The sequence below is a fragment of the Yersinia sp. IP36721 genome, from assembly GCF_003634395.1.
GTDB lineage: Bacteria > Pseudomonadota > Gammaproteobacteria > Enterobacterales > Enterobacteriaceae > Yersinia > Yersinia entomophaga.
This window is the reverse complement of record NZ_QCZL01000003.1, coordinates 226,761-252,229: the sequence shown is the minus strand read 5'-3', so window position 1 is coordinate 252,229 and position 25,469 is coordinate 226,761. Positions and strand designations below refer to the sequence as shown.

Genomic DNA, 25,469 nt, shown 5'->3' with positions numbered 1-25,469 from the left:
TTAACGCGCAGCTCCGTTGAGCCAGAAAGCGGGCTGAGCCAACGCCTCTTTACGGGCGGTATCACGCCAGTGTCCCTGACGTTCAACAATAGCCTGTTGCAGACCAAACCATCCATCAATGTATGGATGCCATTCGCTCTGCGGATAGAAACCGGATAATAGCTGGAAAGAAAGAATCTGACGATTCAAGCGAGGCAACTGCGCCAGATAGCCATCGTCATCCATATGATGTGTAAAGGCTTCTTTCAAATCTGCAGCGCTGCGACTCAGCATAATATCGGCAAAACGCTTAAAGGAACCCTGTAGCTTTGACTGCCCTTTAGCATCGAGGAACGGACGCCAGCCAGCGTTAACCAGCCAAGATGTGAGCGCCAACTTACATTTAAGATAAGCGGCGCTGTAGCACAATTGTTCCGCCTCGGCATTTTTCGCCGCCAGTAAAGGTTCCAGCTCGGTCAAGAGTGCCCGCAGCTCAGTGCTGGCTTTACGTGGCACCAAACCACCAAATACCGTCATGATCTGACGAATCATCGCTAACGCTTCGATTATCATGGCTTTTGCTGATTCATCGCCACGCAGCCACAGTTCTTCATGGTATTGCCAGTGATCCAAGGCCATTTCCAGACCCGCAGACATTCCCTGCTCAACGGTAGACTTAGGCGCAGGCTGCACCACCAACAACGGACGAACTTCCCGCGCCGGATTGCCTTTTGCCAAATGGTAGCCGCGCGCAGCTTTACTCAGGCTCCCCTGACGCAGACCGCCGTTTTGCGCCAGTTCTGCCGCCAACGCCAGAAGATCCGCCTGATTCCCCTGCTTTAGCTCCAGCTCCACTTCGTGCAAAGCTTCGCTGAGATCGTTGGCTGTAACATTGCCCAGATCCAAAGCCAGTTCAATCAGGCTTTGCTGGTAAGTAACTACCCACTTTTCACGCACAAAGTCGGTCTGGAATAGTGGTTTCAGTTCAGCCTGAAGCGCGGTGACATCCCAGCCTTCCGGCCAGATTTCCACAGGAAATTGCGCCAAATCCAACTCTGGTTTATCAATAGTGACATTATATTCTGGGCGCTGATGCAAACCGCCGACCACCTTGCCACCGGTTTTTATCGTCATTTCAAATTGCCCATCACAGCCGCGAATACGTAAGCCCATATCATGCTCGCGCAGGCGACCGTCTTCGGTTTCAAAGTAGATATTGGTCAGCGTTTGTGGCGCGAAATGTTCATGTGGCCAGGACGCAATCTGGCCCGGCAAGGCAGCAATGGCTGCTGGAGTAGCGATAAATTTTAATTCTATTTCAACGGTCATAATTTCATTCACACCGATATTTGCGAGATTATGGGCATTATGCGCCATTCGCGATAATTTGCCTGTTTTACACCGCTTTTTCTGTACGAAAAGTCTCGTGCAGCAGGCGAGTCAAACCCTATTTTAACCTGATTTGCCGAGTCTGCCCTACTAGCTTGATCAGACTAATTTTAGTTTCTGAAAAACCGGCGAAAATCGCGCTAAACCCGCACTGGCATTGAGAGTAAGATAGTTCTCATTCCGGTTTATGCGTTGCGTCGGCAAACTGAACCCTCTACTATCGTTCCATAAATTCACTCATAAACGATGATCTAATGCAGAAATTACGCCTAATTTGTCTCGCAGTGCTAAGTCTAAGCATCAGTTGGGGCGCGCACGCTGAAGAAAAACGCTACATCTCCGATGAGCTAATCACCTACGTCCATAGCGGCCCCGGTAACCAATACCGCATTCTCGGCACGCTAAATGCCGGCGATGAAGTCACCCTGATCAGCGTTAACGAAGCGGCAGATTATGGCCAAATTCGCGACAGTAAAGGGCGTACCACTTGGATCCCAATGGATCAATTGAGTCAGTCGCCAAGTATGCGAGTGCGTTTACCTGATTTGGAACAACAGGTTAAAACCCTGACGGACAAACTGGCTAATATTGATAATAGCTGGAATCAGCGTACCGCTGAAATGCAGCAGAAAGTTGCGGCCAGCGACGGCGTGATTAACGCGCTGAAACAAGAAAATGCAGCGCTGAAAAACCAATTGGTTGTCGCGCAGAAGAAAGTGAACGCCGTCAACCTACAGTTGGATGACAAGCAGCGCACCATTATTCTGCAATGGTTTATGTACGGTGGCGGCGTTGCCGGTATCGGTCTGCTGCTGGGTCTGGTATTGCCGCACCTTATCCCAAGCCGTAAGAAAAATAACCGCTGGATGAATTAATCGCGGAAACTGTAGATTGAATCCTATCGGCTGCCATCAGGCGGCCGATTTTATTTGCTCGCCCCACCTCGCTATACTCTGGTCAGGCCTTAAGCCTCTTATTTCAGAATCATCGATACAATCGGTATCAGGAGAATAACAGTGAATATCTACCTGGTCGGCGGTGCCGTACGCGACAATTTATTAAATCTGCCGGTCACCGAGCGGGATTGGGTAGTGGTCGGTGCCACTCCTGAGCAGTTGCTTTCTCTAGGTTATCAGCAGGTCGGCAAGGATTTCCCGGTATTCCTTCATCCGGTCAGCCGTGAAGAATATGCTTTGGCACGTACCGAGCGAAAATCCGGTCAGGGTTACACCGGCTTTACCTGCTATGCCGCACCGGACGTCACGCTGGAAGAAGATTTACTCCGTCGGGATCTGACCATCAACGCCATTGCCCGTAGCGCGGAAGGCGAACTTTTTGATCCTTATCATGGCCAAAAGGATCTGGAAAACCGCATTTTGCGCCATGTTTCTGACGCCTTTGGCGAAGATCCACTACGCGTACTGCGAGTCGCCCGCTTTGCCGCTCGCTTTGCTCATCTGGGCTTTTCTATCGCGCCAGAGACTCAGATATTAATGCGCCAAATGGCCGACAGCGGCGAGCTTTCGGCGCTCACGCCAGAGCGCGTATGGAAAGAAACAGAAAAAGCCTTAATCAGCCAGAGTCCACAAACCTATTTTCAGGTTTTACGCGACTGCGGCGCGCTGGCTGTGCTGTTCCCGGAAATTGACGCGCTGTTTGGCGTGCCTGCTCCGGAGAAATGGCATCCAGAGATTGATACCGGTATCCATACTTTGATGACGCTGGCCATTGCCGCACAGCTTAGTCCAGACATTGATATTCGCTTCGCCGCACTGTGCCACGATTTAGGCAAGGGACTGACGCCCAAAGAATTCTGGCCGCGTCACCACGGCCATGGCCCCGCAGGTGTCAAACGGGTAGAGAAAATGTGCCAACGCCTGCGAGTACCCAATCCTATTCGGGATTTGGCAAAACTAGTGGCGGAATATCACGATTTGATTCATACCGTCGATAAATTGCGCCCGGAAACCCTACTCAAGTTGTTTGACGCCATTGACGTCTGGCGCAAACCGGAACGTTTAGAGCAAATGATTATGACCAGCGAAGCCGATGCCCGTGGACGCACCGGTTTTGAAAATAATCCTTATCCGCAGGGCGATTATCTGCGCGCGGCCTATCAGGTTGCTAATGGCGTGTCGATCAAGGAAGTGGTTGCCAGCGGCCTGCAAGGTCTGGCGATTAGGGATGAAGTCAAACGTCGCCGCCAGCAAGCGTTGGCAGACTGGAAACTGACTCTCTGCGAAACTAACCAGAACAGCGAATTTCAATAAACAGGTGTAAAAAAGCCCTGTTAAATCAGGGCTTTTTTTGGCATTTATTAACTTAAAAAGTTTACATAAATACCCAATACACTGCCGCGGCCACTACAAAACGGTAAATAGCGAAAGGCACAAACGAGATTCGCTTAATCAATGACAGGAAGGTTTTGATAGCAATCAGCGCCACCACGAATGCCGTAGCAAAACCAACGGCAAACATCGGTAAATCGCCCAAAGTCAGGAAGTGCAGGCTCTTATACAAATCCAATCCGCTGGCACCCAACATCATAGGTACGGCCAGAATAAACGAAAATTCAGATGCTGCATAACGGCTCACGCCGGTCAGCATACCGCCAGAAATGGTCGCCCCAGAGCGGGAGAAGCCCGGCCACAGAGCTAAACACTGGAAGCAGCCAATCATAAATGCCTGACGATACGTAATATCGTCCAACCCAACCGCTTTAGGGTTTTTAGGTTTCAGCCATTCCGCCGCCAGCAGCAGCAGGCCGCCGACCACCAAGGCGTACATCACACTTTGAGGCTGAAACAATGACTTTATCGCATCGTGGAATACCAGACCCAAGACGACCGCCGGAATCATGGCCAATAATATGTGCCCGAGCGTTAAATGACCGCCGGTCTGGCCATCGTTAGCCACTTTCTTACCGCCAAAGTGGATACCGATCAGGCCGAACAACCTGCGCCAGAACACCACGACCACGGCCAGAATCGAGCCTAACTGGATGATAACTTCGAAAGTTTCAGCTTTCTCACCGGTAAAGCCCAAGAGATGGCCCACGATGATCATATGTCCGGTTGATGATACTGGTAGAAACTCGGTTAAACCTTCGACCACGCCCAGAATAAATGCCACAAACAGCGAATACATATCCGTCATCTACGCTACCCATACCCAATAAGAGAAAACCACAAAAAACGGCAATGTTATAGAAAAACACTGCCGTTTAAATTCTATTAAATTGAAAACATCAACCGCCGTAATATGACCAGCTTATCAATGGATGGTTTCATTTTTATGGCACTTTGTCGCCAGAAAAATCAGCAGGTTCGCTCACCGCGTTCAATTATTACGCCGACGTTGCGAGCTTCCGCTACTGCGCCAGGTTTGCTGACCTTGATTCTCACCCAGGGAGAAGCAAAACGCTGCAATAATATTTCGGCAACTTCTTCTGCCACTCGCTCAACCAATGCAAAACGCTGGCCTTCGACGTGTTTCAAGATGGCATCGCTGATATCAGCATAGCTTAAACAATCGCTGACATCGTCACTGGCGGCCGCTTTGCGGTTATTCCATCCCATTTCGATATCGAACACTAACTTCTGTTTAATAGTCTGTTCCCAGTCATAAACACCGATGGTGGTAATCACGCTGAGTTCTTCAATAAATACGATGTCCATCACGTCATTCTCTGTTTTTGTGCCTACCGGATATCACTTCCAGCCGAATATGCGTATTATCCACTGATGTTGCGATTAAAACGACCATTATTAAACGGGGCGGCGTTATGAGTGCTATCGCGCTTGGTATGATTCTCTTCGCGTATTTGTGTGGCTCAATTTCCAGCGCGATTCTGGTGTGTCGAATCGCTAAATTACCCGATCCGCGTGAAAACGGTTCAGGGAATCCCGGAGCGACCAACGTATTACGCATCGGCGGCCGCACGGCAGCGGCGGCAGTATTAGTGTTTGATGTGATAAAAGGTATGCTGCCGGTATGGATCGCTTATCTTCTGCATGTTTCCCCTCTTTACCTTGGCATTACCGCTATCGCCGCCTGTCTGGGCCATATCTATCCGGTATTCTTTAATTTTCGCGGTGGCAAGGGCGTAGCGACGGCTTTTGGTGCTATCGCACCTATCGGCTGGGATCTCACGGGTTTAATGACAGGAACCTGGCTGCTAACAGTACTGTTGAGCGGTTACTCCTCATTAGGTGCGATTGTCAGCGCCCTGATAGCCCCGTTTTATGTCTGGTGGTTTAAACCACAGTTTACCTTCCCGGTCGCTATGCTTTCCTGCCTGATTCTGATGCGTCACCACGATAATATTCAGCGTTTATGGCGCGGTCAGGAAAGTAAAATTTGGGACAAGTTGAAGAAGAAAAGACAGAAAACCGCTGCCGAAGAAGCAGAAGAACAGGAGTTGGAAGACTGATTTAGCGCTCGTCCGCTCCCGTAACTCAGTTCTGATGACAGAGCGAGAGCGAGGCAAGCGCTGAGGATTAAAAAAGCGGAGTGAGTGGGCTAAAATCCATGAACATTTTGAATGACTGCGGCAACGCAGCCGCAGCCCTGCCTAGACTTTCGGAAGTTCAGCCAACGGCCAACGTGGCCTAACCGACACCGTCAACTCGCTATTCACACCAGTTTTCAGCCTAATCATGCCCGCATAAGCGATCATCGCGCCATTATCTGTGCAAAATTCAGGACGAGCGTAGAACACTTCGCCGCCGCGTTTTTGCATCATTTCGGCTAATTTACGACGCAATGTGGTGTTGGCGCTCACCCCACCGGCGATAACTAAACGTTTGAAGCCGGTTTGATCCAGCGCCCGTCTACATTTGATTGCTAATGTATCCACGACCGCATCTTCAAAGGCGCGAGCAATATCGGCGCGAGTCTGATCGTCATTACCGTTGGCGCGAATGGTATTGGCGGCAAAGGTTTTCAGGCCGGAAAAGCTAAAATCTAGCCCCGGACGGTCAGTCATTGGCCGAGGGAACGTGAAGCGGGAAGCATCCCCTTGTTGAGCCATACGTGACAGCATCGGCCCGCCGGGATAATCCAGACCTAACAGCTTTGCGGTTTTATCGAAAGCTTCACCAGCCGCATCATCAACGGATTCACCAAGCAGTTGGTATTCGCCAATGCCGGTCACGCTGATTAATTGCGTATGACCGCCGGAAACCAGCAAAGCGACAAACGGAAACTCTGGCGCGTTTTCTTCCAGCATAGGCGCCAACAGGTGGCCTTCCATATGATGAACCGGCACCGCAGGCACATTCCAGGCAAAAGCCAACGCGCGGCCAATGGTGGCACCAACCAGCAAAGCACCGACCAAACCCGGCCCGGCGGTATAGGCTACGCCGTCGATATCTTCCGGTTTCAGATTGGCTTCTTTTAAAGCAGCCTGAATCAGCGGTACGGTTTTTCGCACGTGATCGCGCGAGGCCAGTTCAGGAACTACGCCGCCGTAATCTGCGTGTAATTTGACCTGACTGTATAATTGGTTGGCTAACAGACCGGTTTCATCGTCATAAACTGCAATTCCGGTTTCATCGCAGGATGTTTCTATACCCAAGACTCGCATTACATTTCCCATCATTCACGTGCGGCGGACAGTTTACCACAACCGTGAGGACAGTCATGGTTTCTGCTATTGACTGTTTATTTAGTTTTTCAGAAAACATCATTTCCCTATGCAATGGCCTGATTTCTCTGCGGAAGGTCGCCAGAATGTTGTTGAGTCTCACTATAATTGAAAAAATTGTTGATTCGTTCGACCCGAACCGCTGTTTAGTATATAATCAGCGCCCGCCGCACTTCTGATAATAAAACAGTGGTCGGTCATACAGGGGCGTGCCTGTTTCAATTTGCTGTGGTGCTTTACAACGCAGCATCCATTGAAGTAAAATTCCGCACCATTTTGAGAAGGCTGGCACTTGGCCAGCAGAAACCGATTTCTATTGAGGTGAGAGGCACATGCCGGTAATTAAAGTACGTGAAAACGAGCCATTCGACGTAGCTCTTCGTCGTTTCAAACGTTCCTGCGAAAAAGCAGGTGTTTTAGCTGAAGTTCGTCGTCGTGAGTTCTATGAAAAACCGACTACCGAACGTAAACGCGCTAAAGCTTCTGCTGTAAAACGTCACGCGAAGAAATTGGCTCGCGAAAACGCACGCCGCACTCGTCTGTATTAATTCTTCGGGGGCAACCCCGCAGCGTGATTTGTTAGTTTCTAAGAACGCGCAGACCGAGTAGTTGCAACGAAGGCCGTGCTTTCCGAAAGGAATGCGCGGCTTATTCTCGTTTATGGACTAGCGAATAGGGGCTTATGGCTGGACGAATTCCGCGGGTATTTATCAATGACTTGCTGGCTAGAACCGACATCGTCGATCTTATCGATGCCCGGGTAAAGCTGAAGAAGCAAGGCAAAAATTATCACGCGTGTTGTCCGTTCCATCATGAGAAAACACCCTCATTCACCGTTAATGGCGAAAAGCAGTTTTATCACTGTTTTGGCTGTGGTGCCCACGGCAACGCGGTAGATTTTTTGATGAATTACGATCGACTGGAGTTTGTCGAAAGTATCGAAGAATTAGCTACCATGCACGGGCTGGAAGTGCCTTACGAGGCAGGAACCGGCAGCACGCAGATCGAACGTCATCAACGACAAAGTCTTTATCAATTGATGGATCAGCTTAGCGCTTTCTATCAGCAGTCACTCAATAGCCCATCAGCTAAACAGGCACGTGGTTATCTCGAACACCGCGGTTTGAGTGAAGATATTATCCACCATTTCGCCATTGGTTTTGCTCCCGCAGGTTGGGACAATGCCTTAAAACGCTTTGGTCGTGATGCCGAAAGTCGTACCGCACTGAACGATGCCGGTATGCTGGTGACTAATGATACAGGGCGAACTTACGACCGTTTCCGTGAACGCGTTATGTTCCCAATTCGCGATAAGCGCGGGCGAGTAATCGCTTTTGGTGGTCGTATTCTGGGGGACGGTGTTCCCAAATACCTCAACTCACCGGAAACAGAAATTTTTCATAAGGGTCGCCAGTTATACGGCTTGTATGAAGCACAGGTTATTCATCCCAATCCAACGCGTTTACTCGTGGTGGAGGGGTATATGGATGTGGTGGCGTTAGCGCAATTTGGCATTGATTATGCCGTTGCCTCACTTGGAACCTCAACGACGGCTGAACATATTCAGCTGCTGTTCCGCGCCACCGATCAGGTTATTTGCTGTTATGACGGCGACCGGGCTGGCCGAGATGCCGCCTGGCGGGCATTGGAAACCGCTCTGCCCTATTTGAACGATGGCCGTCAGCTACGTTTTATGTTTTTACCTGACGGAGAAGATCCCGATACGCTGGTGCGTAAAGAAGGTAAAGAGGCGTTCGAACAAAGGATGGAGCAGGCGCAGCCGCTATCAACCTTCTTGTTCGAAACTCTCATGCCGCAGGTCGATTTGAGCAGCCCCGATGGGCGAGCCAAATTAAGTACCTTGGCGCTGCCTTTAATCAGCCAGGTGCCGGGAGAAACGCTGCGGCTTTATCTGCGCCAGCAGTTAGGTAACAAATTAGGCATCCTGGATGATAGTCAGCTAGATAAGCTGATGCCTAAACAGGCTGAAAACACGAATACCTACCAACCGCCCCAGCTAAAACGCACAACCATGCGTATACTTATAGGGCTACTGGTACAAAACCCGCAACTGGCTACACTTATTCCCTCACTACAGGGAGTTGAGCAGGCGAAACTGGCTGGATTACCGCTATTTATTGAGCTGGTAAATACCTGTTTGGCTCAGCCGGGGCTGACGACAGGCCAATTGCTGGAACAGTATCGTGATAATAAATTCAGTCAACAGCTTGAAACCTTGGCAACTTGGAACCACATGATTGCTGAGGAGATGGTCGAGCCGACCTTTGTCGATACGCTGGCGAGTCTGTATGACTCAATTTTGGAACAGCGTCAGGAAACATTGATTGCCCGCGATCGAACACATGGATTAAACGCCGAAGAACGTAAAGAGCTTTGGTCTTTGAATCTTGCGTTAGCCAAGAAGAAATGAACTACCCAACGGCTTAATTGCCGATAAATGCGGGGGCGAATCCCTGCAATATGCCGCCATAGCGGGCAGCGGCGAAAAAAAAAGCCCCAAATGCTATTGTTGGCGGTTTCGCCGACCGACACCAACCCAAATACTCTGAAGTGTGGATACCGTCTTATGGAGCAAAACCCGCAGTCACAGCTGAAGCTACTTGTCACCCGTGGTAAGGAGCAAGGCTATCTGACCTATGCTGAGGTCAATGACCATCTGCCGGAAGATATCGTCGATTCCGATCAGATCGAAGACATCATCCAGATGATTAATGACATGGGTATACAGGTGCTGGAAGAAGCACCTGATGCCGATGATTTAATGCTGGCCGAAAACACCAATGATACCGACGATGATGCGGCTGAAGCTGCTGCACAGGTGTTGTCCAGTGTCGAATCCGAAATTGGTCGTACGACCGATCCGGTCCGCATGTATATGCGTGAAATGGGTACCGTTGAGCTTCTGACCCGTGAAGGCGAGATTGATATTGCCAAGCGTATCGAAGACGGTATCAATCAGGTGCAATGTTCTGTTGCAGAATATCCTGAAGCTATTACTTATCTGTTAGAGCAATACGATCGCGTTGAAGCTGGCGAAGCCCGCCTGTCCGACCTGATCACCGGCTTTGTTGACCCGAATGCCGAAGAAGATATTGCGCCAACCGCAACCCACGTAGGTTCAGAATTGTCCGCCGAAGAGATGGACGATGATGACGACGAAGATGAAGACGAAGACGACGACAGCGAAGACGATAACAGCATCGATCCGGAACTGGCGCGTCAAAAATTCAGCGACCTGCGCGAACAATACGAAAACGCACGGAAAGAAATCAAGAAAAATGGCCGTAGCCATGCCAGCGCTGCCGCTGAAATTCTGAAACTTTCTGAAGTTTTCAAACAGTTCCGCCTAGTGCCTAAGCAGTTTGACTATCTGGTCAACAACATGCGCACCATGATGGATCGCGTTCGTACTCAAGAACGTATCATCATGAAGCTGTGCGTTGAGCAGTGCAAAATGCCGAAGAAAAACTTCGTCACGCTGTTTGCCAGCAACGAAACCAGCGATACCTGGTTTGCTGCGGCTGTCGCGATGGGTAAACCATGGTCTGAAAAACTGAAAGACGTAGCGGAAGATGTCCAACGTAGCCTGCAAAAACTGCGTCAGATCGAAGAAGAAACCGGTCTGACCATCGAGCAAGTGAAAGATATCAACCGTCGTATGTCTATCGGCGAAGCGAAAGCTCGTCGTGCGAAGAAAGAAATGGTCGAGGCGAACTTGCGTCTGGTTATTTCTATCGCTAAAAAATACACCAATCGCGGCCTGCAATTCCTTGATTTAATTCAGGAAGGCAACATCGGCTTGATGAAAGCGGTAGATAAGTTTGAATACCGTCGTGGTTATAAGTTCTCGACTTATGCCACTTGGTGGATTCGTCAGGCAATTACCCGTTCCATCGCAGACCAGGCGCGCACCATCCGCATTCCGGTGCATATGATTGAGACAATTAACAAACTCAACCGTATCTCCCGTCAGATGTTGCAGGAAATGGGTCGTGAACCTACCCCGGAAGAATTAGCAGAACGTATGCTGATGCCGGAAGACAAGATCCGCAAAGTGCTGAAGATCGCGAAAGAGCCGATCTCAATGGAAACGCCAATTGGTGATGATGAAGATTCACATCTGGGCGATTTCATCGAAGATACTACGCTGGAGCTGCCGCTGGATTCTGCTACCTCAGAGAGCCTGCGTTCCGCAACTCACGACGTGTTGGCTGGCTTGACCGCTCGTGAAGCGAAAGTTCTGCGTATGCGTTTTGGTATCGATATGAACACTGATCATACTTTGGAAGAAGTTGGTAAGCAGTTCGACGTAACCCGTGAACGTATTCGTCAGATCGAAGCCAAAGCGCTGCGTAAACTGCGCCACCCAAGCCGTTCAGAAGTTCTGCGTAGCTTCCTTGACGATTAATCGTCAGCGCACTTGAGTCAAAAAACCCCGGTTAACCGGGGTTTTTATTTATCTATTATCTATTCTGCATCAACTTTCATCGGCTTTTTCGTTCAGCCGAAGATAAACCTGACGATAGGCAGCTACTAGCTCGTCCAGCGTCGCACGATTCAATCCGCTGGGATTAGGCAATACCCAAACCTCAGTATTACCGATCTTTAGCTCCTGACGCCCCCACTGCATTTTACGTACGCCAAAAGCACTGCTAAAGGCCTGCTTGCCTAAAACAGCCAGAATCCGAGGTTGGTATAGGGTTATTTTATCAATCAGTTCCTGCGCGCCCTGACGCAATTCTGCCGCAGATAACTCCGCTGCCGCTACCGTGGGCCGTTCTACCAATGCGGTAATGCCACAGTCGGTATCCAGTAGTTCTAATTCATCCTCAGGAGCCAACTGGCGTTTAGTGAACCCGGCCAAATGGATAACTTTCCAAAAGCGATTGCTCCTATTGGCAAAGTGAAAACCGCGATTGGCGCTGCTCAGCCCCGGATTAATACCGCAAAATACCACTTTCAACCGTGGCCGCAGAATATCTGTAATCATAGGCACCCCTGAATGAATGTATAAACCATCACTCATTCTATCAACAAATACAACCATCTAGATTTGCACATAAAACACGCACATAGCTCGCTAACTGTAGACCTATGGCTAAAAACTACCGTATAATCGCCGCCACATATGGCCCCTTAGCTCAGTTGGTTAGAGCACGCGACTCATAATCGCTTGGTCACTGGTTCAAGTCCAGTAGGGGCCACCAAACAAAACAAGGAGTTAGATGATAAATCGTCTGACTCCTTTTTCGTTTTATTGGAATCGGGTCAGGTAATGGGTCAGGTAAGGAATTGCCTCCCTGCCCTCTTCATCATCTCGCTGCCAGCATCCCCGGATAGTGCTTCGCCACAATATCATTCATCTTTTCTGTCAGATCGCTTCGCTTGAAAGTGATATGTGCGGTTCCCTTCTGAAAGTAACGAATGCTGAAGAACTCATCGTGGTAAACATCCTTCGAAGGGTTGTCCCGAATATGCTCCATCAATCGGGTAGTAACATCGCCACGGTTGTCAGGGATCGGTTTACCATCCAGCAGGAACAGCATTCGCTCCAGGTCGGCCAGTTGGTCCCGCCGGTAACTGTGGTTAAGCGTAAATCCCCATTGGTTGTAACTGACCAGATTGGACACAATAATTTTTTTGCCAAACCGACAAGGGTGATTCGACTTGTAATCCCATGAAAGCGACTTGAATACGTTGATCACTCCACGCTCAAAGACCTCATCTTTGCTCTGATGCAGTTGCTCAAAGGTACTGAGTATATTGGCTTCGCTAATGGTAGGGATAGTATCGCTCTCCAGGTTGCGGTACCACTGGTCACGCGCTTGAGCATCCATGATCGACAGCATTCCTGACTTTTTCATCAGGTCTTGCCATAGGTAGCGATCAAGATTGCGGGTGATCACAGGCATGGCGGTTTCTACTTTTTCCATCAGCCAGCAGCCGCAGCGGAAGTCCTGACGCATAGCCCAGTCTCTTGCTATTCCTCCACCGACGCTGTTAGTGATGACCGAGATATCTTCAAGCTGGTAAATAAGAGCTTCAATCTGCGTCAGCGCGGTGTTACGCCCGGTGACGATACGTTCAATACTGGTGGAGCAAATCACTTCGGTGTGATCGGTCAGTACATCGGGTTCAATAACCGCATTCAATGCCGTTGACATAGCTGGGTTCCTTAAAAACAAAATGCCCGCGTCATCGCAGGCAGGTATAAAGGTGGCGTGTGGTATGTGTGTTCTACGGTTTTATGTCGGGTTGGACGGTGTCGTCTGATAGACCGCTATATAGACATGGCCAAAGCTACCTAACGTATCGGCATCGCAAGTAAAACTGGCGTGCTGCACGGTGACGCAATGCTGACGACGCTGGTCGAGTTCACCGGAGCATAGGCAAGCTTCTAACTGTTTAATCAGCACAGAGAAAGCGGCATCCAGTGTTTTAAGAACATCAGGAGCAAATGTGCCGACAAAACCGGCACGGTCAGATAGAAAATGCAGGTGGTTGCCCTGTTGTACCAATCTGGCACCCAGGCGCGGTGTGATGTCTCGCTTCAAGCCCCAGATGGGAGCCGGTAGAGTAGTATCAGGTTCGAGGTTTTCCATCGTTAGTTTTCCTTAAAATGTACAATGCCAGCGGCAAAGCTGGCATGTTGGTGATTCAGCGAGAGGAGATGTCAGGCAAGGCGGCCAATGACGGGACTTCGCAGGCCCAGCGCACTACGGGCGCGTAACATATCCCCGCAGCTCAGCGTCGGGTCTTGTGCCAACAGGCTGAAACCAGGGCGATCAATGCGTACCAGGTCAAATCTCTCCACCAGTTCATTTACGGTTTCACGTACCGTGACGCCATGCTCAATCTGTTGGGCAATAGCCCGATCGTCGTGATAGGGCGTATCGTTAAGTTCCAGGCCATAACAGTGAGCCAGCAGCCAAGCGAGCAATTGCTGGTATTCAGTTCGTGCCTGATTGGCGTTACCGGTGTATTCACAGATAACCGGCACGATGGCTAAACCCAAAGTGTCAGGGTGTTGACACAGTTGCTGGTAGGCGGTGGTGATGGCTTGGCATATCCTCAGCCAGTCGTGCGATGAGACCATGTTGTGCTGGAGAAAATGGAATACACCAGGCACGGGCGATGTGCTCGTGTTCATGAGAAAGTCCTTTGAAAATAAATGAATAACGCGAGAGTGGAGCGTTGGGTGTGGGGGAGTATTACCAGTCGAACGTGGTAAAATCGGGCAACACATCACCCAGCGCATCAATATGCAGGTAAGTCAGTTGATGGCGTTTCATCAGCGTGGTGACCAGACGGCGGCAGGTTTTGGAGAGTCCCAGCCGTTTGAGTTGCAACACCGGGTGGGTCCACGCATCCAATCGCAGCAGATAGCCGGTGCCCGAAAACGAGATCCATTCCCCGTCGCTAAACTCATCCTGACAGTGGGAGATCCGGTACAGCACCGTATTGTCGTCCTCGCTGATATGGGCCGAACTGCATTGCAGACCAAAACGTAATAGAGGCATTATTGCTGTCACCGACCTCCCTCCTTTATTACACCGCGTTGCAGGTAGCGACGTTGATGATGCGCCAATACCTTTTCACGCCATTCCGAGCAGACCTCCGGGGCCATCGTCAAATAGCCTTTTGGGCAAGAATAATAGTAAGGGTGTACCGATTCATCCATCGCTTTATAGCCCCAACTCCCACCTGAACCCTGCATCAAGGTGCAGTGAATGACCGTTCTGGCGACTTTTGCCGGATCCTTCGGTGTACTCTGGACTACCGACCACAGGACATTGCCCCGCAGGGCATGTGCCAGCGTAACGTGTTGATAGTGTTCAGTGCCGTCGGTTTGGATCAGTGCTGCGATCAGTTCACGGCGAGAGCAGTGTGAAAATAGCCAGCCCATAGAGAATGTTCCTTATAAAGAGGGAGACGCACGACATCAGCGCAAGGTTGATAAATAGAATGGAAGAAAGTTGCTATCAGCCAGGTAACCAGCCGCGTTCGGCAAAGGACACGATATCCAGCCCCCCCACAACCAGGTGATCCAGTACTCTTACATCCACCAATTCCAACGCCACCTTTATCCTGTCGGTGATCTGCCGATCGGCTGGACTGGGTTCGGCCAATTGGGACGGATGATTGTGCGCCAATACGGCACTCGCCGCATTGTGCTTCATGGCAGACTTCACCAACTCACGGGGGTGAACGGTGGTACTGTTGATGGTGCCGGTAAACAACGTCTCCTGAGCCAGCAGACGGTTTTGATTGTCGAGCCACAGCACGACGAATATCTCACGTTCCAGCCCGGTCAGATGCAGGCGCAACCAGTCGCGGGTCACGCTGGTGGAGGTAAACGCCACTCCGGGTTCCCGCAACTGTTTTGCCAGCAGGTTCAGGGCGCGTCGGATGGTACGTTGTTCGCCGGGTGACATTTCAGTCACAGTTGGGGATAACGTTATCTTCATGGTGAGAGTACCTTGTTGCTCAGTCAATCAGGGAGAAAATGGCACGGCTGTCGGGGTGATGCAGTGCGTATTCCCGCAGGCGGTAGAAATGTTCGGTCATCGCCTCGCTTTCGGTACGGCAAGCGTGGTGGCTATAAGTCATTAGGCAAGCGGTAATACCGGCAGCTTCAGCACCCATTTCTGCACCATTGCCATTCATGCCGTTAAACAGTGACCACCGCTCATCGCTTTCTGGTGCCATAAAGGCTCCCCCATTGCTAAGCGTATAAAAGTGCCAGGAGCCCCCGTTGTAATCAGTACACAGGCGATCCATCCAGCCAAAGACGTGCGGCTCCAGAATGAGCCATTGCGGTATGTTGCCAAAGTGCTTTGGCCAGAAACGGAGGCGCTGGCGGTTTGGTACAACAGTGGCGGTCAGTGTGTTTGTCTGAGAGGAGGCCGTAGGCGGGGTAGAATGTGTATTCATGAAAAATATCCTTATAAATTAAATAAATAAGAAAACAAGCCCCACCGGAAAAACCGAGGGGCCTGTGCGTTGGAGAAGGGTAAGAAAAGTCAGTGAGCGCTTATGATGATGGCTCACGCGAGGTCTGGCTGGCGTAACACTACAAAGTCCTTATTCGGAGATTAAAAACGAAAGGCCATGCTTCCCGAAGGAGGCATGGCCCGTAAGATGATCGATTGGTTGCTGATAAAGAAAGTTAACCAGCGGTATTCCTGCACCCGCTAAGGTTATCCAGCTCTTTTTTCGTATTCTTAATACCGGGAGTAAAACTCCCTACTTTTTTATCATTAACATAAACATCGAACGTTGCGGCATGACCAAGGGCATCAATAAACTGGATCCAGGCGTTGTCCCCATTTCGCCAACCCAGCGAAGAGGGTAACGGAAACTGTTGGTCATCGGTCACAACCGTTATTGCAGTTTTATCATCGCGTGAATCTACGCGAGTACCGTCAGACAAGTCGATGAGTACATTATGCTGTAAGGTATTCTGCTCATCCGGGTTCATAGTGCAGTTAAGGTTAAAAACGACATTTTCCGAATTGGTGATCAGGTATTCTGTTACACCCTGACCAAAACCACTGGCCCACATATTCGGTATGGCCTGAGCGGTTGTTGCTGACACCAGAGTTGACACCATCAGCACTGCGTGAGGTAGACGCATAATTCTGTCCTTAAATCAGTAAATTGAATTTTTTGCAATCTGCATTATTTGTAATAAATCCATGTATCCCCTGATATATTCTTGTCAGACGTTAATTAACATCAGGTCAGAATGATCAGTACCAACATCACCAACCAGACCTAGAAATACGTGGGTTTCTGCCCAAGCGTTTTAGCCCGCCGCCACAGATAAAATGGGATCAGCCAGGCCAGCTTGCCAAAAGCCGCAGTATCCACCCCGGCTTAGCGAAAACATGATTTTCCTTATCTGTGCCCCCCTGAGTCGCCCAGAGAAATTATTCAGTGGGATAGCTATCAGAAGCCCGGTTCGAAGACGTTACTGGTATATTCACTCTTCTTTCGGGAAGTGGTTCAACAATTACCGGTGCGACGACACAATTCAGCGAGGCTTTGCTGTGCCACCCACTCCTGGAGCTTTCGGTCCTTTTCTGAGCGTTTAGCGGCCAGGGAGGCCTGTTGCTGTTTATTCACACAGTTATCCGGCATGACCATGACGACTTTCGCGGCTATTTGCTGTCTGACGTTTGCAATTTTAGCCTTAAGAACATCATCAGTATCGTGAACCGCTGGCCATGTGGGGTAAATAAGGTCATCAATAGCCTTATCCCGTACAGAAGACTGGCTATCTATAATGGCAAAATAGCACCCTTCACCTTTATCTTCTCCCTGATAAACCGTTTCAATATCGTTGTAGGTTTCACCGACAGGATTCAGTTTTATTTGGCGAATGGTGTGGGTTTTCTTGTCGGCTAGGAAAATGGCACCGCCGCCACGGACACGTAGCAGAAACTGTTTCGTCCACGGGTAGTTATCAATCACGCTGGCTTGATAGAGCATGTTGTGCAGCGTGTTGTCATCCATGCCATCGGCGGATTTCCAACCGTCAGCCTGCATGTATTGCCAGGCTTTGACTGTACCGACAGTGTTTCCAGCATCAGCCGGAAAAACAGCACCAAGGCAAAAACTAGCGGCCAGCACTGTAGTGGTAAGCAATTTCATCGTGATTATTCCTTCTGAGGTATAAGCCCGCCGTCAGTTGCGACAAGCAATGAATGGAAAAAGCGAAAGTGGGGTAAAGCCTGAAGAAAATCCGGGTGAGAGAGAATGTCGCGCACCGCTATATCTGGAGCGAAGCTGCCGTTGTGGAGCGTGACCGCCCGAATATCGGTCAGGGGAAAAACGGCAATCCGGGCCTGATGCTCACCCGTCAGATACCATTCTCCCTCACGCAGAACCAAGCGATAGGGAGCAAGGTCTGTGCAGCGACAACCGCTTCCCAGTAGCGTCACCTTACGGTGTTCCGATACTGCGCTCACCAGTCGTGTGAACACGCCCAAGTCTGAGGATGACACTTGGGCGACTCCCTGCCAGATAAGGCAGGGAGACTCACCAGGACCGCTCAACAGTGAAGCGACCAGATGGTTATCCATACCAGGAAACAGTGCTTCAACGCCCGACTGGCGGGCAAATGTCATCACAGCCAGCTCTCTCTGGCGGCCGCCGGACAGCAAGCGACACTGCCCCTTGCGATACTCTAGATCCAGATACATCAGCCGTTCCCGAAAGTCCCGGCGCAGGGTACGAACCGACACGCCAAATTCGGTTGCCAACGTTCGCAAATCCAGCGTTTCACCCGCCACCAGACGGCTGATAATTAACGAAAGCCTGACGGCAAGCCGGTCATGACGGCGTTCAGCCTGAGTCATGAGACAGGTTCTCCAGTGAGATAATGAGTTGAAAATAAAACAGTTATTTTAACGAGGGGCAGGGACAGGGAATGGACACAAGAAGACGTATTTTTTACTGTTGCCGAAATCAACTGTGACGGGGCTTAGAGAGAAAACATACCAAATTCGATGGCTTATAAAACGTCAGAACGGACAGGGTATGTCCCGAAGATAACGGCAGGTGCGCCAGCTCAGAAGAAAATCCAGTCCCAAACGGCACGGGCAACGGATACCACGGTCTCGCGGACTGTACGAATGACCGCTTTTAGTGGGGCGGGAATAAATGATGCCACTTCCGCAGAATCAAACACTTCGCCAACCGCATGACCAAAACCCTCACGCGCCTGCTTTTTTACCGGTTCACTGCATAACCTCCCGTGCAGTTGCGTCGCCAGAGGGCTGGTGGCACGGTCAGGCAGGCAACGCATCATGGTTTCGACCATTGACGGTAGATTCCATTCTGTCCTAGCTGAGACGACAGATACCGGATGATGCGGTGAAAATAGCTGGCGAATGGACTCCAGCCTTGCCTCAATATTCACCAACTGATGCGGTGATGGCCCATTGCCGGTGACATACCATTCATGACTGGGTTCTATTTTGTCGGCTTGGTTAACGACAAACAGTACCCGCTGCTGGTAACCCGTCATCACTCGCCGGTAGAAGCGTTCATCGACGGAGAAAGCACGATCATCAGCTTTGATGACCCACAGGATGAGATCCAGCTCAGGGAGGATACAGCGATACAGAGATTCATATTCGCTATCCCGTTGCTCACTCTCGCCTACACCGGGTAGGTCCACCAGTATAAGGTTATGGTCACCGCTGCTCAGTCGCAATCGCAGCACATCACGAGTGCAGGCGTTGACATCACTGACGGGCGTGACCTCACCCTGGAAAAGCGCATTGCAGAGCGACGATTTTCCCACGCCTGTTTTACCCATGATGCCGATGACCGGTTCGTAGTGAGTAAGATTTTGAATATGAAAAAGAATATGTTTCCCAATAGCATGTGGGAGCGACGCTAGGGGCTTTTCGATAGCCTTCAGACTTTCTGATGTGTTCATAGATATTTCTTCGCATGAAAAACAATAAATCCCGCAATCCTATAGAGGATGCGGGGGATTCATGAGGATAATATCTGCCTGAAATTTCTTATAATGTAACCAAGTTAGGGATTTAAAAATGAATGATTATTAGTAGTAATTCACAGTATTCAATGGCAATTCTGATGCATCATTTGTAGGATTTTAACACAGTGTTCGTCCGCACAGGATAAAGCTGGGCATGGAGTCATTATGGATAAACTAGATTTGACAGGAGTGCATGAGGCTAGCGCATCAGCGCTGGGTTTCTATTATCAGGCGCACTTTGCGCTGTTTTCACTAATCTCTCAGACTACAGACGATGCAGCAGTTGCTGTAGAGCGCCTTGATGATGTTGAACTCAAGGCTGGTTTTCAAATTGTTCCGAGCTGATACCTCCCAGGCCATTTCCAGCGCTTTGGTTGTCAGCCCGCTGTCCGGGTAAGTTTGATGATAATCAAATAAATTATTGGTGAGTCTAAAAAAGTGCGCATCTGCCGATGTACTGACAAGGCATGTCAGCTCTTTATGTATAATTCGCGTTAAGCATACCAAACGGTAGGACCTTATGGCTGATTCAGCACGGAGTCGCTCTGCAGAACGTTTAGTAGATATCCTGATGGAGCTACAAACTTATGGCATGGTTAGTCGCTATAGGTTAATGAAGAAATTTAATATCACTGAGCGAACGGTTTATCGCGATCTAAACATGCTCTCCTCATTTGTTGAGAGTTTAGGCTGTGGGGAATATCGATTAATTCCTTCACGCGCTCAAAATAATAACTATGATGCTCTACATAACCCGTTGGCTAAGCTGTTGGATGCCGACGCAGTTTTCCCGGACAGAGATGAGGACTTCTGGAGCAATCTGGAAAAACGTTCATTGGAGCAGCACGTTAGAGTGCAGTTTAATAGCCCCGAACATTCGGCAAAAAATGATTTGCGGAAGTATTTTAATTTATTAGAGAAAGCGATTCAGAAAAACAGCGTTTGCCATATTTTATACAAAAACAAAACGCGGATTGTTCACCCTTATAAGTTGGTTAACCAGAAAAATATCTGGTACCTGCAGGCGACAGAGAGCGGTAAGTTAAAGTCATTTTCATTAAGAAAAATTCATTGGTTGGATATAAGAAAAGAGCATTTTACTGTTGAGACTCCCACGCTTTCATTAATTGATGAGCATCGCGATCCCTGGGTTAGCGAAGAGACTTTTGAGGTCCGGGTACGTATTAACCACAGCATTGCTGACTACTTTAGCCGACGCGATTTGTTGCCTCAGCAAGAATTATTGTGTGAAGAGGATGATGGCGTGACTTTACTTTGCAAGGCGGCACATCAGAATCAAATTATTCCATTAATTTTATTCTGGTTACCTAATATAGAAATTTTGGAACCAGAATGGTTAAAAACAACGGTCATCAACATGCTGCATAACTACATCGCTGGCGATCGCGACTCAGTTCCTGTTCTGGAATGTGATGCGTAGCTGGTAACAATGACTTATTGCACAGGAGATTATTATCAATGGCATTACCTTTCATTATTCTGGGCGTCGCGGCAGCGGCAACGGCGTTTGGTGGCAAAAAAGCTTATGATGGCTACCAGAAAAAATCGGAAGCCGATGACGTATTAGATCGCGCGCAGCGTCGCTTTGATAAGCATAAAGAGAGCTTTGATAAGGCGAATGAAACAACGTCTAAAAAACTGGCTGAGTTGGGCGAGAAAGAGCTACAGATTGGTAAAAATTTCAATGAATTCAATATTATATCCATTGATCTTCTTGCTCGCATGGCAAAGGATGGGCATAAGGATCTTGAACTGACGGTGCCAAAGCACAGCATTAATAAGATCCAGAGCCTGGCGATTTCCGCCACGGAATATCTGACTACAGTCGTTGGCGCTGGGGTATCTGGCGCCGCAGCGGGTTTTGCCGTATACAGCGGCGTGATGGCGTTTGCCGCCGCTTCTACCGGGACGCCGATTGCCATGTTATCTGGCGCGGCGGCTTATAACGCCACGATGGCAGCGATTGGCGGCGGTTCCCTGGCCGCTGGCGGTTGGGGCATGGCGGGCGGTGCGATGGTGCTTGGCGGCGCGGTAGTCGCTCCGCTGATTGCTATCGCTGGCTGGGCCTACGATAGCCATGCGGAAAAAGCGCTCAATAATGCTTATCAATGCTCCCGCGAAGTGACCGCGGCGGTAGAGAAAATGGATGCGGCTGAAGCACAGTTAATGAAGGTGCAGCAGTATGTCAACAGCATTTATGAATCGATCGCCCGTATGCATACAGTCTTTGTTCAGCATTACTTTGCGCCGCTGAAAGCGATGCATGCCATCATTGTTGAACGTCATGAGAAGAATATCACCACCGAGATTTCTGAGTCGGAAGAGATCATGGCAATTATCGACAATGGATATAAATTAGCCGCCATCATGACCGACGTGATTACTACGCCGCTGTTCAAGCCGGTGACGCAGGAAAATGGCGAAGCCGTTATTGAAGATGGCGTGATCCAACTGCAGACCGACAGCAATGGCATGAACCTGCTGAACAAAGAGGCTCTGGACGAAAAACTGGCGGCATCTGCCTCTGATTTCGACGCATTTTCCTCTCGTATTTAATCGACTCGCCGGGCGAATCTGCCCGGCATTGCTATGGGCAGAGCACAATGAACACAGCCAGGTTTGACTGGGGTGAAGAGTTACATCAAACGGTGGTCAAGAGCCTGACCACCTCGTTTGGATTAGATTTTCTCTTGCTGGAGGATAAGCACGGCGGCGATGTGAACACCGTTCACAATGTGCGTCAGGGCGTGTATGCCACCGAGGCCGAGCGTCAACGCTACGAGCAGCGCGAAGAGTATGATTCGCATCACTACCATCGCCACGAAAACTACATTGCTACCAACCGGGCGGGGAAAAAGGCGCACGAAGCAAGTACGTTAACCGATACCTATACCGGAGAAACATTCTCAGCCAATGATAAAAAGAATCTCGACCATATTATTGCCGCCCATGAAATTCACAACGATCCTGGGCGTATCCTTGCCGAGTGCGATGGCGCCAATCTGGCTAATGATTCATCGAATCTTACCTTCACGAATGAGTCGCTGAATAAGGCGAAGAAAGCGAAAAAGATGGATGCCTTCGTGCAAACGCTGCAAGAACAGCATGCCGTTACTACGCAGGAAATTGCCCGCTTACGCAGTCAGCCAGTACTTTCCGAGCAAGAGCAAAAGCAGCTGAATAAACTGGAAAATAAAGCCACGGCCGATTTTGAACGTATGAAAGAGGCTGATAAAAAGGCGCGGGAAAAATACAACAGCACGATCAATCAGGAATATTACACCAGCAGCAAGTTTGCGAAGAATGTCGCCACCGCCACGTTGAACAATGCTTTTCGCATGGGAACGCGTCAGATGCTGGGGCTGGTTCTGGCTGAGACCTGGTTTGAGTTCCGGGAGCGTATTCCCGCAATGTTTGAGAAGCATCGTTATGCGTTCGATGCTGGAGACTTCCTGCAGGATGCGGTGGAGGCATTGCGCGCCGTCTGGCAGCGAGTGCAGAGCAAATTCAGCACATTCCTGACCTCCTTTAAAGACGGCGCGATCGGCGGCGTGCTGTCTAGCATCACGACGACGCTCTTCAATATATTCTTTACGACTAAGAAGATGATGGTGCGCCTGATTCGTGAGATGTGGAACAATCTGGTGCAGGCCTTCAAAGTTATGGTCTTTAACCCTGAGGGGTTAGCGCCGGGGCAGTTAGCGAAGGCGGTGAGCAAGCTGGTGACTGCTGGTGTTGCCTTGGTCGCGGGCGTGGTGGTTAACGAAGCCTTAGCGAAGATGTTCGTCTTTCCCTTTGGCCCGGAACTGGCGGCTTTCTGCGGCGCGCTGGCGACCGGTATTCTGACCCTGGTGATGAACTATTTTCTGGAACACAGCACGTTGATGAAAAAGGCCTGGGCGTTCCTGGATACGTTTAAAGATAAGTATCAGAAAGCGCTGGAGTATTATCAGCACGTTAATGCTGAACTCGATTGCTATCTACTGGAGCTTTCGGCGTTAGAGTTTGCTATTGATACGTCTGAGTTAACACACTTTACGCGTCATCTTAACGCGGTGAATAGCGAAATTGAGCGCGGTCTGCTGCTGCGCGCCGAGGTTGAGCGCCGGAATATTGATCTGCCGTTTGAGGCAGGGAATACCCGTTCCGTGTGTAGCTGGTTAAGCAAGCTATGATGCTAACGCCAGCGTTTCCTTGCCACCAGTGCGGCGCCTGTTGTCGCCACGTCGATCGCGCCAGTGAAACGCAATTTCTCGATCGCGGTGATGGTATTTGTCGGCACTATCAGATGGAGACAAAGCTGTGCGCGATTTATGAAACGCGTCCGCTGATTTGCCAAGTTGAGAAGCAGTATCAGCTTAACTACCAGCAGCTATATAGCTGGCAGGAGTTCATTACGTTGAATCGCGATGCGTGTCTGATTCTGGAGAAGCTCTAAAGCGAAAGAGGATTGGTACTCTGATGGAACATAATAATTCTTCACTAGTTGAATGGCTACCGGAGTTTTTTCAGCAATGGCCGAAAAACATTGAGTGGACCAGAGAAAAAGATAAAAAAATAAATATTGATGCAACCCAGTTAGCTGAGTTTTTCAGCGTGCTTTCTGAGCCACTGAGATTAGTGCAACATCGCTCTTTATCTTTTGATCCTTGGGAAGTAGCAGGCCTTGGGCGTAAAGAAGTTCGTAACACCGCAGTCCTTGCCTGGCTTCTTAACCCCGAAGGAACTCATGGTTTTGATAGACTACCTTTACAAGCATTCCTGCAGGCAATACGACATGACAGGAATGATATCCCAAAAGATTTCAATCACTACTGCCGGGTACGAGTCGAAACAAACCCCACAGGTGATAATACCAATCGCGTTGATATTGAGATCGATGCTGATAATTTTTTCATGCTCATCGAGGTGAAAATTGATGCCGGTGAGCAAAAAGAACAGATATCCCGTTACTGTTCGGATGCCATGCAACGAGCAGTACAGCGCCCTTGGGTCGTTGTCTTTTTAACACCTCATGGCGGTAAACCGCTAACCAGTGGATTAGAGTTCAAAGCTGAAGATGTTCCCTGCCTTTCATGGTGGCACCTCGCAGCTGCGATGGAATCTTCATTGCAATCGTCTTACAGGCAGATCGTTACTGCTAACAATGCCTCCCCCATGCGCCAAATGGCAGCTCATGCCGCGTTTTGCTTTCTTAGGCGAGCACGCAAATTTTAATCAAAGGGAATGGATATGACTCAATACAATGATGCTGAACGTCAAGCTGGCACACTCATCCTATTGGATTTAAAAATGTTTAACGAAGCCGCAGTCTTTTTTGAACAACACATCAGTCCTGCTTTCTGGAAAGGGCTCGATCAGTGCGTTGAGCGTTTTACAAAAGCGAATAATTGGGCCGGAGTCTCAAATTATGAACAACGAGAGTATCTCTGGCTTGCACACCCTGCCTGGGTTATCAAAGATGATAACTGCAAGTATTGGTTTGAAAACTACTCATCTGTGGGTAAAGGGAATGATTATGCCCTGGCCGTCATAACTGGTTCAGGAACCGAACAAGGGGAATTTGGTTTTCAATTTAAGCTGAATGCTGGCTGCTTTGGCGGAACGAAAAAACTCAATGCTTACGTCAATACCATTGTTCAGGGATACCGCGAGCAACTTGTAAATCTAGGATTTATAGATCAAGGGAAAGGCAATTTCTTCCTTCCCATCACCCTAGGTTCAAACCAGCTTGCCGAATGCTGGCGAGAATATGGCGAGTTTCCCGAAGAGCATGAAGTATTTACACCAATCAGAAATGCCCTTGAGAAGCTACTGCAATCAACAGATGTTTTTGATGCTATTTTCTTATCTGAAGCTGAACATACAGAAAATTAACTGGGCTTTAAATATCAC

General features: G+C 49.5%; 29 protein-coding genes, 1 tRNA gene and 1 pseudogene. 14 read left to right on the top strand and 17 right to left on the bottom strand.

What is annotated here, in order from left to right; genetic code table 11:
• On the bottom strand, positions 1-1,308 hold the full coding sequence (locus tag DBA33_RS04945) for an inorganic triphosphatase (RefSeq protein ID WP_064518378.1): 1,308 nt from the start codon (positions 1,306-1,308) through the stop codon (positions 1-3).
• A 314-nt stretch (positions 1,309-1,622) separates the two neighbouring features.
• Between DBA33_RS04945 and DBA33_RS04940 the strand changes: the two genes are divergently transcribed.
• Both DBA33_RS04940 and DBA33_RS04935 read left to right on the top strand, forming a co-directional pair.
• Positions 1,623-2,243, top strand: a complete 621-nt coding sequence (locus tag DBA33_RS04940; RefSeq protein ID WP_064515188.1) for a TIGR04211 family SH3 domain-containing protein — start codon at positions 1,623-1,625, stop codon at positions 2,241-2,243.
• A gap of 141 nt (positions 2,244-2,384) precedes the next feature.
• The gene (locus DBA33_RS04935) at positions 2,385-3,638 is read left to right on the top strand and encodes a multifunctional CCA addition/repair protein (protein WP_064515190.1); all 1,254 of its coding nucleotides are present in this window, start codon (positions 2,385-2,387) and stop codon (positions 3,636-3,638) included.
• 61 nt (positions 3,639-3,699) lie between these two features.
• Here the strand turns inward: DBA33_RS04935 and bacA are convergent, their stop codons facing one another.
• Both bacA and folB read right to left on the bottom strand, forming a co-directional pair.
• A complete protein-coding gene (gene bacA / locus DBA33_RS04930; protein ID WP_049597795.1) occupies positions 3,700-4,524 on the bottom strand; it encodes an undecaprenyl-diphosphate phosphatase in 825 nt (274 codons plus the stop codon).
• Between the two features lie 161 nt (positions 4,525-4,685).
• On the bottom strand, positions 4,686-5,045 hold the full coding sequence (folB, locus tag DBA33_RS04925) for a bifunctional dihydroneopterin aldolase/7,8-dihydroneopterin epimerase (protein WP_064515192.1): 360 nt from the start codon (positions 5,043-5,045) through the stop codon (positions 4,686-4,688).
• 107 nt (positions 5,046-5,152) lie between these two features.
• Here folB and plsY point away from each other — a divergent pair, with 107 nt between their 5' ends.
• Positions 5,153-5,800 (top strand): glycerol-3-phosphate 1-O-acyltransferase PlsY, encoded by a 648-nt coding sequence (gene plsY, locus DBA33_RS04920; RefSeq protein WP_064515195.1) that lies wholly within the window; start codon positions 5,153-5,155, stop codon positions 5,798-5,800.
• A gap of 141 nt (positions 5,801-5,941) precedes the next feature.
• Here plsY and tsaD read toward each other — a convergent pair whose 3' ends face one another.
• A complete protein-coding gene (tsaD, locus tag DBA33_RS04915; protein WP_064515197.1) occupies positions 5,942-6,955 on the bottom strand; it encodes a tRNA (adenosine(37)-N6)-threonylcarbamoyltransferase complex transferase subunit TsaD in 1,014 nt (337 codons plus the stop codon).
• 392 nt (positions 6,956-7,347) lie between these two features.
• Here tsaD and rpsU point away from each other — a divergent pair, with 392 nt between their 5' ends.
• From rpsU to rpoD, 3 genes are all read left to right on the top strand, one after another.
• Positions 7,348-7,563 carry a 30S ribosomal protein S21 gene (gene rpsU, locus DBA33_RS04910; protein WP_001144069.1) on the top strand — a complete coding sequence of 72 codons (216 nt, stop codon included), beginning with the start codon at positions 7,348-7,350 and terminating at the stop codon, positions 7,561-7,563.
• 134 nt (positions 7,564-7,697) lie between these two features.
• Entirely contained in the window at positions 7,698-9,446 is a 1,749-nt protein-coding gene (gene dnaG / locus DBA33_RS04905) for a DNA primase (RefSeq protein ID WP_049597799.1), read from the top strand.
• A gap of 156 nt (positions 9,447-9,602) precedes the next feature.
• On the top strand, positions 9,603-11,444 hold the full coding sequence (gene rpoD, locus DBA33_RS04900; protein WP_064515199.1) for an RNA polymerase sigma factor RpoD: 1,842 nt from the start codon (positions 9,603-9,605) through the stop codon (positions 11,442-11,444).
• A 69-nt stretch (positions 11,445-11,513) separates the two neighbouring features.
• Here rpoD and mug read toward each other — a convergent pair whose 3' ends face one another.
• Entirely contained in the window at positions 11,514-12,026 is a 513-nt protein-coding gene (mug, locus tag DBA33_RS04895) for a G/U mismatch-specific DNA glycosylase (protein WP_064515201.1), read from the bottom strand.
• 140 nt (positions 12,027-12,166) lie between these two features.
• Between mug and DBA33_RS04890 the strand changes: the two genes are divergently transcribed.
• Positions 12,167-12,243, top strand: a tRNA-Ile gene (locus DBA33_RS04890).
• Between the two features lie 105 nt (positions 12,244-12,348).
• Here DBA33_RS04890 and DBA33_RS04885 read toward each other — a convergent pair.
• The 12 genes and pseudogenes from DBA33_RS04885 to DBA33_RS04830 all read right to left on the bottom strand — a co-directional run bounded on the left by DBA33_RS04885 (position 12,349) and on the right by DBA33_RS04830 (position 19,487).
• Entirely contained in the window at positions 12,349-13,200 is an 852-nt protein-coding gene (locus DBA33_RS04885) for a DUF4942 domain-containing protein (RefSeq protein WP_120805752.1), read from the bottom strand.
• Positions 13,201-13,281: 81 nt separating this feature from the next.
• Positions 13,282-13,638: a type IV toxin-antitoxin system YeeU family antitoxin gene (locus tag DBA33_RS04880; RefSeq protein WP_120805750.1), complete on the bottom strand. Its 357-nt coding sequence runs from the start codon at positions 13,636-13,638 to the stop codon at positions 13,282-13,284.
• Positions 13,639-13,709: 71 nt separating this feature from the next.
• Positions 13,710-14,039 (bottom strand): TA system toxin CbtA family protein, encoded by a 330-nt coding sequence (locus DBA33_RS04875; protein WP_346341321.1) that lies wholly within the window; start codon positions 14,037-14,039, stop codon positions 13,710-13,712.
• 208 nt (positions 14,040-14,247) lie between these two features.
• On the bottom strand, positions 14,248-14,556 hold the full coding sequence (locus DBA33_RS04870; protein ID WP_114192265.1) for a DUF5983 family protein: 309 nt from the start codon (positions 14,554-14,556) through the stop codon (positions 14,248-14,250).
• Between the two features lie 8 nt (positions 14,557-14,564).
• Entirely contained in the window at positions 14,565-14,942 is a 378-nt protein-coding gene (locus DBA33_RS04865; RefSeq protein ID WP_120805748.1) for a hypothetical protein, read from the bottom strand.
• 76 nt (positions 14,943-15,018) lie between these two features.
• On the bottom strand, positions 15,019-15,504 hold the full coding sequence (gene radC / locus DBA33_RS04860) for a DNA repair protein RadC (RefSeq protein ID WP_120805746.1): 486 nt from the start codon (positions 15,502-15,504) through the stop codon (positions 15,019-15,021).
• A gap of 19 nt (positions 15,505-15,523) precedes the next feature.
• The gene (locus DBA33_RS04855; RefSeq protein ID WP_120805744.1) at positions 15,524-15,970 is read right to left on the bottom strand and encodes an antirestriction protein; all 447 of its coding nucleotides are present in this window, start codon (positions 15,968-15,970) and stop codon (positions 15,524-15,526) included.
• 235 nt (positions 15,971-16,205) lie between these two features.
• Entirely contained in the window at positions 16,206-16,673 is a 468-nt protein-coding gene (locus DBA33_RS04850; protein WP_205582769.1) for a hypothetical protein, read from the bottom strand.
• A gap of 140 nt (positions 16,674-16,813) precedes the next feature.
• Positions 16,814-16,921, bottom strand: a pseudogene (locus DBA33_RS04845) (DUF4339 domain-containing protein); the annotation flags it as partial.
• 123 nt (positions 16,922-17,044) lie between these two features.
• Positions 17,045-17,692, bottom strand: a complete 648-nt coding sequence (locus tag DBA33_RS04840; RefSeq protein WP_120805742.1) for a hypothetical protein — start codon at positions 17,690-17,692, stop codon at positions 17,045-17,047.
• A gap of 5 nt (positions 17,693-17,697) precedes the next feature.
• Positions 17,698-18,399 carry a WYL domain-containing protein gene (locus DBA33_RS04835; RefSeq protein ID WP_120805740.1) on the bottom strand — a complete coding sequence of 234 codons (702 nt, stop codon included), beginning with the start codon at positions 18,397-18,399 and terminating at the stop codon, positions 17,698-17,700.
• 212 nt (positions 18,400-18,611) lie between these two features.
• Complete coding sequence (locus DBA33_RS04830) at positions 18,612-19,487, bottom strand: GTPase family protein (protein WP_120805738.1); 876 nt, start codon at positions 19,485-19,487, stop codon at positions 18,612-18,614.
• Between the two features lie 231 nt (positions 19,488-19,718).
• Between DBA33_RS04830 and DBA33_RS04825 the strand changes: the two genes are divergently transcribed.
• From DBA33_RS04825 to DBA33_RS04795, 7 genes are all read left to right on the top strand, one after another.
• Positions 19,719-19,898 carry a hypothetical protein gene (locus DBA33_RS04825; protein ID WP_120805736.1) on the top strand — a complete coding sequence of 60 codons (180 nt, stop codon included), beginning with the start codon at positions 19,719-19,721 and terminating at the stop codon, positions 19,896-19,898.
• 175 nt (positions 19,899-20,073) lie between these two features.
• Positions 20,074-20,994 carry a WYL domain-containing protein gene (locus tag DBA33_RS04820; RefSeq protein ID WP_120805734.1) on the top strand — a complete coding sequence of 307 codons (921 nt, stop codon included), beginning with the start codon at positions 20,074-20,076 and terminating at the stop codon, positions 20,992-20,994.
• Between the two features lie 38 nt (positions 20,995-21,032).
• On the top strand, positions 21,033-22,130 hold the full coding sequence (locus tag DBA33_RS04815) for a chemotaxis protein (protein WP_120805732.1): 1,098 nt from the start codon (positions 21,033-21,035) through the stop codon (positions 22,128-22,130).
• 47 nt (positions 22,131-22,177) lie between these two features.
• On the top strand, positions 22,178-23,749 hold the full coding sequence (locus DBA33_RS04810; RefSeq protein ID WP_120805730.1) for a cobalamin adenosyltransferase: 1,572 nt from the start codon (positions 22,178-22,180) through the stop codon (positions 23,747-23,749).
• Entirely contained in the window at positions 23,746-24,012 is a 267-nt protein-coding gene (locus tag DBA33_RS04805) for a YkgJ family cysteine cluster protein (protein ID WP_120805728.1), read from the top strand. The genes DBA33_RS04810 and DBA33_RS04805 overlap by 4 nt, the downstream gene beginning before the upstream one ends.
• 23 nt (positions 24,013-24,035) lie before the next feature.
• Positions 24,036-24,791 carry a PD-(D/E)XK nuclease family protein gene (locus DBA33_RS04800; RefSeq protein ID WP_205582768.1) on the top strand — a complete coding sequence of 252 codons (756 nt, stop codon included), beginning with the start codon at positions 24,036-24,038 and terminating at the stop codon, positions 24,789-24,791.
• 15 nt (positions 24,792-24,806) lie between these two features.
• On the top strand, positions 24,807-25,451 hold the full coding sequence (locus DBA33_RS04795) for a hypothetical protein (RefSeq protein WP_120805726.1): 645 nt from the start codon (positions 24,807-24,809) through the stop codon (positions 25,449-25,451).
• The last annotated feature ends 18 nt before the right edge of the window (positions 25,452-25,469 follow it).